Consider the following 8,079-nt stretch of genomic DNA (forward strand, 5'->3'; position numbering starts at 1 on the left):
CCTGCAGGCGGCGGCGCTCCAGTGCTTGCTGCTTGGTAACCTTGTTCATCGACCCCTCTCGTGTTGCGCCTAAAGGATCGGACCAATGCACACCACAAAAAGTTCACCCATTATTCAAGGTTCAGTAAACTGCCCGCGAACATCGGAGTCGAACTCCGCGCGCTCAACCCATTTAGACAGCGAGGCGAAGCCACGCACACCTCGCTCCTCGAACCGCTTCAGAAGCACCGAAGGAACTGGGCGCGCGTCCACATATTGTTGTTCCATAGCGTTCTCGCCAGCCCAAGGTTGCCCTTCTTCGTGTTGTCAAAGCTCTCCGCAAGATCGCGAAGCCGACGATGGCTGCGGTATCGGTGATTTTGCTTGAAGTGCGCGAACGCTGCATCTACGGTTCTCTGCCGCAACTGAAAATCGAGGGCCATACTTAGCATGTTTAGGACATAGTTGTTGGTTACTTCAAAGCTTTTGCGTACTGGTAGCGATCTACAGGCCTCAGTGAGCAGTGCCTGTTCCGGCAAAGACAGCATGACATTTCTCCCGAGGTTGACCCCTCTATGCTAAGCGACGCAGCCTGACAATTTCTTCGAAGAACAGCAGCAGCTCGTTAGGTTCGTATCCCCCTGATAGTGCTATACTATCCATCGCTGCTCCATCTGTTCTCTAGCCCAACGTCATATGGGCAGCAAACCATGCTCACGTCGGTCAGGCGAGGTTTTGCTACATTCCGGTTCCCCAAGTCAATCAAAAACAGAATCCGCCCTCGCAAACTATTTCGTCCAGGCTCCGCCGGCTGTTAGGTGTCTCGCGCTCACGCGTTTCATCGGACATCTGGTTGCGATCCTGCGGCTTGCCGACAGCGATCATCGCTTCCACCTGAAAGTCGTCCGGGATGTTCAGCGCGATTCTGGCGCGTTCGTAGTTGAAGCCCTGCATGCCGTGCACCACGTAGCCTTTGAGCACGCCCTGCAAGGCCAGATTTTCCCATGCGGCGCCGGTGTCGAATGAGTGTGTCTTGGCCGGCTTGCCGGTTCGTGTCGAGGTTTTTTTGGAGATGAACAGTACCAGCGCGGCGGCGTCGCGCGCCCATTTCTGATTGCCCTCGACCAGCAGATCGAAGAATAGTGGCCACTGCTCGGTGTCGCGGCACGCGTAGAGAATGCGCCACGGCTGCTCGTTGTACGAAGACGGCGCCCAGCGCGCGGCCTCGAACAGCACCATGAGTTCTTGTCGATTGATCGCCTCGCCGGTCATGGCGCGCGGCGACCAGCGGTCAGTGAAAAGTTTGTCGATCAGATGATCGGCGCGGCGCACTTCGCTGCCCCTGAGTAACCGCGACATCTTGAAAACTCCTATTGAGAATCTGCCTATAGCCTAACGGCTCGCGGCGTCGAGGTGAAGGCGTGTCTCCTGTGTCATTGATAGCGGCGCGAACACGGTAAACTGTCATGGTGGCGAAGCGTTACCGCATTCTTCTGACCACCATCGGGTCGCTGGGCGATCTGCACCCGATGATCGCAGTCGGGCTTGAGCTGCGGGGGCGCGGCCATCGCGTAGTATTCGCGGTGACCGAACTTTACCGCGAGAAAATCGAGTCGCTGAGTTTCGAGTTTCGCCCCATGCGGCCGCACATCCCGCCTGACGACAGAGCCACCGTGGCTGCCGTGCTCGATCCCCGGCGAGGGCCGGAGCGTCTGATACGCGGAATTCTCATGCCTGCGCTTAGAGACAGCTTCGATGATCTGCTTGCCGCCGCATGCGGCGCGGACTTCATGCTCGCGGGCGAGATCGTGTACGCCGCGCCCGTGGTGGCGGAACGCACAAAGCTGCCTTGGGCGGCGTATTTAACCGCGCCGCTGTCGTTTCTCTCCGCATACGATCCGCCGGTGCTGGCGCCTTATCCGTCGCTAGCGAAGCTGCACGCGCTGGGGCCTGCGGTAAACCGCTGGCCTCTCGATCTGGTAAGGTTCGTGACGCGCGACTGGGGCGCACCGGTTCACGCGCTGCGTCGCGCGCTGGGCCTCTCGCCGGCCGGGAATCCTATCTTCGAAGGCAAGTTTTCGCCGCATCTGAACCTCGCCGGGTTCTCGCCTGTGCTTGCAAGGCCGCAACGCGACTGGCCTGCGAACCCGGTCATTACAGGCTTCACGTTTTACGATGGCAAACGAGAAGGCGCGCAACTCTCGTCCGACTGCGCGCCTTCCTCGACGCAGGCGACCCACCTATTGTGTTTACCCTGGGCTCCGCCGCGGTTCACACACCCGGCGCGTTTTTCGAGACCAGCGCGCGGGCGGCCGCGATATTGAAACGCCGAGCCGTGCTCGTAATGGGTGATAATCCGCCTCCGGCCGACCTGCCGCATGACATATTTCCGGTAAACTACGCGCCGTATTCCGATCTCTTTCCGTTGGCAGCGGCGATCGTGCATCAGGGCGGCATCGGCACGGTTGCTCAAGGCTTGCGCGCCGGCCGCCCGACCCTGGTGATGCCTTACGCGTTCGATCAGCCCGACAACGCTTTGCGGCTTGGGACATCCCGTACGCTCTCGCGAAAAAAATACACGGCCCGCCGTGCTGCCCGCGAACTCAAGCGCTTACTCGCCGAACGGCTCTACGAAACGCGTGCTGCCGGGATCGCGCGCGAACTGCAACATGAAAATGGGGCGGTCACCGCTGTAGATGCCATCGAGCGATGTTTACGAGAACCAGCGATCCCTGGCGTGTACGCACACGGCGAATCCGACTTCCGATGAATATGTCATTTCGAGCCAACGCGAGAAATCCGGCTTTTCCGAACCTGGCCCGGATTATCCCGATCGGACTGTGTCTGCTGCTGGTCAGCTGCGGCGGCATGAAGCCGCGGGACTTCGCCAATGCGACCCCTCGATTCCACCCGGAGAAATTCTTTTCAGGGTCTACGCACTCTTGGGGCGTGATCGAAGACCGATCCGCTAATCCCGCCAGCCGTTTCCGCACCGAGACGCATGGGCGGCGCGACCGTGGTGCGCTGCTCATCGATCAACGTTTCTACTTCGAGGACGGCCGTACGCAGCGGCGGACCTGGCGGCTGCGGCGCATCGATGCGCATCACTACGAGGCCACGGCGAACGATGTTGTGGGCGTCGCCACAGGCGAGGCGCACGGCAACGCGTTCCGCTGGGAATATACGTTAAGACTGAACGCGAATAATCCGCTGTCGAACGTCCGCCTCAAGCACTGGATGTATCTGCTGGACGGGGGCGTGACGATGCTGAATCGCGTCACTGTCAGTAAACTCGGGTTCATCGTCGCGGAAGTAACCGAGTATTTTCGCCGCGGCGCGCGGCCGGTGCCGGCTATTTCGCTGCGTCGCGGGGCGATCGCCGCCGGTGTCCGTCGATGAGGCAGCCGGGCGCGAGCGGCTCTGCAAGCATGTGGCAAGCAAACGCTGAGACCCTGAAAGACGGGCGGGTTCGCCGCATCAGCATTGCGCGCGATGCGTCGCCAATGAGTTATGCGCAGGTCATCGCGGGCTGGAAGAATGATCGTAAGTTCCGCACGTTCTACATCTCGCTGCTGGCCGACGCGCCGTTCGACGCGATGTTCTGGGAAGCGCCGCCAATTACGCGCGCCTCAATCGATCGGCCTTACGAGTTTGTGCTCGCCAATAGTCCGGCGTTAGCAACGGCGACGCCGGATACGGACGCGTTCGCGGCGGCTTTCAGTGCCGCGCCACACGACGAATGCGTAGTCACGTTCGAGAATCTCGGCGGCGACGCGTTGCTCGTGGCGCCCTGCCCTACGGGACCTGCGAGCGTATATCCGCATCTGGCCTCATTCATGCGAGACGCGCCCAAAGCGCAGCGCCATGAACTGTTCGTCAAGCTCGCGAGCGCAATCGAGCGAAGAATATGCGACAAACCGCTATGGGTCAGCACGTCCGGGCTGGGTGTCTACTGGCTGCACATCCGGCTCGATGCGCGGCCGAAATACTATACTTTCCAGCCGTATACGCGCGTTTCCTGATAGACTATACGAAGCGCGTGAACAAGTCTAGAATTACCCGGGGCTCTCGGCATTCAGCACCTGTGCCGCCGCGTTGATCACCGCGACAATACGTCCCACATCACGCAATTGCTGGGCGCTCATGCCTTCCTTTCGAAGCAGTTCGTAGTGCGATTTCACGCAGAAATGGCACTTGCCGACGATGCTGGCGGCGAGCGCGTACATTTCGAAGCGGCGCCTGTCCACGCCGCCGCTGGTCATGTACGCGTTCATGCGCAACTGCGGAGGCTGGCTGGATAAATCCTTGTCTTCGGCCATCTCCACATAGGGATACCAGATGTTGTTCATGCCCATCAGCGCCGCCGCGCTAAGCGCCGCGTTCAACTCTTCGGGCGCCAGCGCGTCGGTGTCGCGGATGGCATCGACGATGGTTTTCGAACGCGCCGCGAACGCCGCCGCGAGCGACACACCGGCCGCATCGTTACCTTCCAGCGAAGAGCGCGCGACGACGCCGTCGAGATTGAGCCGGATATCCCCGGCGTAATCCGGCATCGCCTGCTTGATGATATTGATAAATTCCATGATGGATCCTCTAATCGAAGGAAACAGTACGGCCGGCACATTGGCCGGAAAATTGATTTAACCTCCGCGCGACGTTTACAGTGTAGTACCGCGCACGGCTCGATTGCACGGACACAGCCCACGCAAACGGGTTCATGCAACGGAAGTGGCCCTGGGCGAACGCGGGCCGGTCTGGTGGAGCGACGGTGCGCCGGACTACAATCGCAGACTTGCGAAAAACAGCCCCTTACGCGAGCTGGTACACGCGGGCTTGTCCGCAACCTACAGGCGAGGACGCACTAATCAACGCATCTCAAGAGGACATTCATTGAACATCTTTGAGGCGTTACGCCAGGATCAAGACAAGCAGCGCACCCTGGCGGGCGAGCTCGTAGCTACGCACGGCGCCAGCGACGAGCGCGAAGCGCTGTTCACGGATCTCAGGCACGAGCTTAAGGATCACGCGGCGGCGGAGGAACGCTTTTTCTATGCGCCGCTGATGCCGCACGACCTCGCGCAGGACCGGGCGGGTCACAGCGTGGCGGAACATCACGATATCGACGAACTGATCGGAAAGCTGGAGGACATCGAGCTGAGGTCGCCGCAATGGCTTGCGGTAGCTAAACAGTTACAGGAGTCAAGTCACACATCATCTGGACGAGGAAGAGCAAGAGGTATTCCAGATGGCGGGCAAGGCGCGCTATCCGACAATCAAAAGAGCATACTGGCGAAAGACTATCGACGGCAGATGGACGGGCATGACTAGCGCCGGTGTGTTGGCAACCGCGCCCGCGGAAAGCGAGTATCGTACCGACGAGCGCTGCCTGATTCTGGAGCTTCTCAATACTCCCGACGATCCGGACGTGTCGGTGGCGCGCGCCCGCGTAGAGGCCGGCGTCACCACCAAACGCCATTGCGTAATCGGCACCGAGGAACGTTACGTGATCCTGCAAGGCGCGGGACGCATGCTGATCGATGAGGCCCCGGCGCGGAACGTGGGTCCGGGCGATACGTTGCGGATTCCTGCCTGCGTCGGTCAGGCTATCGTAAACACCGGCGACTCTGATCTGGTGTTTCTGTGTGTCTGCACGCCGCGCTTCGAATGGCGCAATTACCGATCCCTGGAGTAGCGATGCGCCGCCAATACTCATTCCTCGATTCAAGGTGCGCAACACCCGCTCAGCGCGCGGGCGTCGCCTGCATGTTTTTCGGGCTGGCATTGTCAATGGGCGTCGGCTTCGAGCTGCACCCAATTACGGCGGTGAGCGCAGCCCGTACGTCGGCGTTCGCATCAGCCGGCATCGAAATTCGGACCAAAGATGAAGTCATCCCTGTAACCGTTGAAATTGCCGCCACTGCCGATCAGCGCATGACCGGGTTGATGGGGCGCGCACACCTGGCGCGGGATGCGGGCATGCTGTTTCTGTACCCGGCGACGCAGCCGCCGCAAAGCGGTTTCTGGATGTACCACACCCGCATCCCGCTGGATATTGCATTCATTCAACCCGGGGGTCGTATCGCATCCATACAGACGATGTCACCCTGCTTCAGCGAACTGCCGAGCGCCTGCAGGCCGTATCTCGCGGGAGTCAATTATTCGAGCGCGCTGGAAGTCAACAAGGGCTTTTTCGCGCGCCACGACATCGAGGTCGGCGACCAGGTAATCGGGATCGGCACGTCAGGGATGCGCTGATCAAGCGCATTGTTTGGCCCGCGGGCATTGTCATTTCCACCCCTTCGGTGCGGGCTCCGGGCAGGCTGCGGGACAAATCCAGATGGCGCCGCGGCAATGCGCTGCGAGCGGCATTAAGCGCTTTCGCGGGCCGGCATTGAGAATCACCGCGCTGAACGTTCCCTCGTCATGGCGCAAGCACGCCAACCGGCTCAAATCATACGCGCTCACCGTCTATTTCATCGCACGCGATCACCGCACGCCGGCGCTCGTCCGTGCGCTGGCCGTGTTGATCGCGGCGTATGCGTTCAGCCCCATCGACCTGATTCCGGATTTCATTCCCGTGCTCGGCCTGCTCGACGATCTCGTATTGATTCCGCTCGGCCTTGCGCTGGTGGTACGCGTGACGCCGGCGGCAATCCTGGCATCCGCGCGCCTGCGCGCCGCGCATGCCGCCGGCAAACCCGTCAGCTATCCGGCGGCGGCACTGATTATCCTGTTGTGGCTTGCTATGCTCTGGGTGACGGCTTACTGGCTACGATCTGATTAATCATCGAAGGCTGATAAATGAAGCGATATCCGACAAATAAACCCACAATGCGGCATCCTTTTCATCGTCGCAAACTGCTCAAGCTTATGGGCGCCACCGCCATATTGGTCGGCGCCGGCCATCCAAACAGGCAGGCGAAGGGCGAACCAAAGCGTTCGCCGGCTACCGCGAAACCCGATTCGACACCGGCCTGCGTCGTGCGCCCCGAGCAGATGGAAGGGCCGTATTTCATCGACAAAAAACTCCGCCGCGCTGACATCCGCACGGATCCTTCGAACGGCACGGTCAAAGACGGCGCACGGCTGGATCTGACCCTGCGGGTCTCGCGCATCGACGGCCGCACCTGCATGGCGCTCACCGGCGCGATCGTCGATATCTGGCAGTGCGACGCGCGCGGCGTTTATTCCGGCTTCGAAGATATCAACGGCTTGTTCGACACGCGCGGCCAGCAGTTCCTGCGCGGTTTTCAGGAGACCGACAATCAAGGGCGTCGTACGGTTCGTCACCATCTAACCCGGCTGGTATCAGGGCCGCACGGTGCACGTTCATTTCAAGATCCGCACCGGGGACGAGTCGGGTTACGAGTACACGTCGCAGCTCTATTTCGACGATGCCCTGAGCGACCGCGTTTTCGCGCGCGGCGCGTACCCCGGACGGCCGCGGCGAGAAGTCAGGAATGCACAGGACTGGATCTATCAGGAAGGCGGCAAAGACTTGATGCTCGCGGTTACAGAGCAGGCGCAGGGCTACGCGGGTATGTTCGATATTGGGTTGCGGATGGCGTAGAAAGGGCGTCCATCTTGGGAATACCACTCGCAATGTAAGCTAAAGAGCGTTAGACCATGATGATTCCTCAGTCTGTACCCAATACACAGGTATGGCTTCTCGGTAGAGAATACTTAGAAGCCGCAGAGATCCTCCTCGACTATAATAGATTTCAGTCAAGCGTCATTTTAGCGGCCCTGGCCCTCGAGATATTCCTAAAGTCGTTTCTCGCAGTAAGAGACGGAAAAGGCAACTCCGCCACAAGCAAACTTCATCCCTTGATGGAGCTGTTTAACAAGATCGAGGTGGCAGATCGCGACGAGATCAAACGTTGCTCGAAAGAGTTAGATTCTTTGGTTGACTTCGAGTCGAACCTTGGCAAGTTCGACCGCATCCTTGTTGCTGTGATCCTGCCCTGATGTGACGGACACCTTTCTAGGGAACCTCTGAACAAGAGACGCAAGCGAGTGGATTTAGTGCGGCAAGATCAGGGTGATCATCATTTCGGTGTGCAGGCCTGCTTGAGCAAGCATTCAGTAGGTCATGGGTGC

9 protein-coding genes and 3 pseudogenes are annotated in these 8,079 nt (G+C 59.8%); 9 read left to right on the top strand and 3 right to left on the bottom strand.

From position 1 onward, the window contains the following. Positions 1-218: 218 nt before the first annotated feature. Both H0V34_02125 and H0V34_02130 read right to left on the bottom strand, forming a co-directional pair. A complete protein-coding gene (locus H0V34_02125) occupies positions 219-527 on the bottom strand; it encodes a hypothetical protein (protein MBA2490534.1) in 309 nt (102 codons plus the stop codon). Positions 528-741: 214 nt separating this feature from the next. After that, positions 742-1,338, bottom strand: coding sequence for a nitroreductase family protein (locus H0V34_02130; protein ID MBA2490535.1), 597 nt, complete (start codon positions 1,336-1,338; stop codon positions 742-744). Positions 1,339-1,508: 170 nt separating this feature from the next. Here H0V34_02130 and H0V34_02135 point away from each other — a divergent pair. From H0V34_02135 to H0V34_02145, 3 genes and pseudogenes are all read left to right on the top strand, one after another. Continuing rightward, a pseudogene (locus tag H0V34_02135) lies at positions 1,509-2,749 on the top strand (glycosyltransferase family 1 protein). Continuing rightward, the gene (locus H0V34_02140) at positions 2,746-3,378 is read left to right on the top strand and encodes a DUF3833 family protein (protein MBA2490536.1); all 633 of its coding nucleotides are present in this window, start codon (positions 2,746-2,748) and stop codon (positions 3,376-3,378) included. The pseudogene H0V34_02135 and the gene H0V34_02140 overlap by 4 nt, the downstream one beginning before the upstream one ends. 29 nt (positions 3,379-3,407) lie before the next feature. Next, complete coding sequence (locus H0V34_02145; protein ID MBA2490537.1) at positions 3,408-4,001, top strand: hypothetical protein; 594 nt, start codon at positions 3,408-3,410, stop codon at positions 3,999-4,001. 33 nt (positions 4,002-4,034) lie between these two features. Here the strand turns inward: H0V34_02145 and H0V34_02150 are convergent, their stop codons facing one another. After that, positions 4,035-4,562 carry a carboxymuconolactone decarboxylase family protein gene (locus H0V34_02150; GenBank protein ID MBA2490538.1) on the bottom strand — a complete coding sequence of 176 codons (528 nt, stop codon included), beginning with the start codon at positions 4,560-4,562 and terminating at the stop codon, positions 4,035-4,037. Positions 4,563-4,869: 307 nt separating this feature from the next. Here H0V34_02150 and H0V34_02155 point away from each other — a divergent pair. From H0V34_02155 to H0V34_02180, 6 genes and pseudogenes are all read left to right on the top strand, one after another. Continuing rightward, a pseudogene (locus tag H0V34_02155) lies at positions 4,870-5,307 on the top strand (hemerythrin domain-containing protein). Continuing rightward, positions 5,300-5,671: a cupin domain-containing protein gene (locus H0V34_02160; protein MBA2490539.1), complete on the top strand. Its 372-nt coding sequence runs from the start codon at positions 5,300-5,302 to the stop codon at positions 5,669-5,671. Before H0V34_02155 ends, H0V34_02160 begins: the two are co-directional and overlap by 8 nt. A 2-nt stretch (positions 5,672-5,673) precedes the next feature. Further along, a complete protein-coding gene (locus tag H0V34_02165) occupies positions 5,674-6,234 on the top strand; it encodes a DUF192 domain-containing protein (GenBank protein MBA2490540.1) in 561 nt (186 codons plus the stop codon). 82 nt (positions 6,235-6,316) lie between these two features. Beyond that, positions 6,317-6,763: a DUF1232 domain-containing protein gene (locus H0V34_02170; protein MBA2490541.1), complete on the top strand. Its 447-nt coding sequence runs from the start codon at positions 6,317-6,319 to the stop codon at positions 6,761-6,763. Between the two features lie 17 nt (positions 6,764-6,780). After that, positions 6,781-7,549: pseudogene (locus H0V34_02175) on the top strand (intradiol ring-cleavage dioxygenase). A 56-nt stretch (positions 7,550-7,605) separates the two neighbouring features. Continuing rightward, entirely contained in the window at positions 7,606-7,947 is a 342-nt protein-coding gene (locus H0V34_02180; GenBank protein ID MBA2490542.1) for a HEPN domain-containing protein, read from the top strand. The last annotated feature ends 132 nt before the right edge of the window (positions 7,948-8,079 follow it).

This window comes from Gammaproteobacteria bacterium (assembly GCA_013696315.1).
Lineage (GTDB): Bacteria > Pseudomonadota > Gammaproteobacteria > JACCYU01 > JACCYU01 > JACCYU01.

Excerpts from the sequence above, each read along its gene's own strand:
- H0V34_02150 (MBA2490538.1), bottom strand. The coding sequence starts at position 4,562 with ATGGAATTTATCAATATCATCAAGCAGGCGATGCCGGATTACGCCGGG.
- H0V34_02160 (MBA2490539.1), top strand. The coding sequence starts at position 5,300 with ATGACTAGCGCCGGTGTGTTGGCAACCGCGCCCGCGGAAAGCGAGTAT.
- H0V34_02180 (MBA2490542.1), top strand. The coding sequence starts at position 7,606 with ATGATGATTCCTCAGTCTGTACCCAATACACAGGTATGGCTTCTCGGT.
- H0V34_02170 (MBA2490541.1), top strand. The coding sequence starts at position 6,317 with ATGGCGCCGCGGCAATGCGCTGCGAGCGGCATTAAGCGCTTTCGCGGG.
- H0V34_02145 (MBA2490537.1), top strand. The coding sequence starts at position 3,408 with ATGTGGCAAGCAAACGCTGAGACCCTGAAAGACGGGCGGGTTCGCCGC.
- H0V34_02125 (MBA2490534.1), bottom strand. The coding sequence starts at position 527 with ATGCTGTCTTTGCCGGAACAGGCACTGCTCACTGAGGCCTGTAGATCG.
- H0V34_02130 (MBA2490535.1), bottom strand. The coding sequence starts at position 1,338 with ATGTCGCGGTTACTCAGGGGCAGCGAAGTGCGCCGCGCCGATCATCTG.
- H0V34_02165 (MBA2490540.1), top strand. The coding sequence starts at position 5,674 with ATGCGCCGCCAATACTCATTCCTCGATTCAAGGTGCGCAACACCCGCT.
- H0V34_02140 (MBA2490536.1), top strand. The coding sequence starts at position 2,746 with ATGAATATGTCATTTCGAGCCAACGCGAGAAATCCGGCTTTTCCGAAC.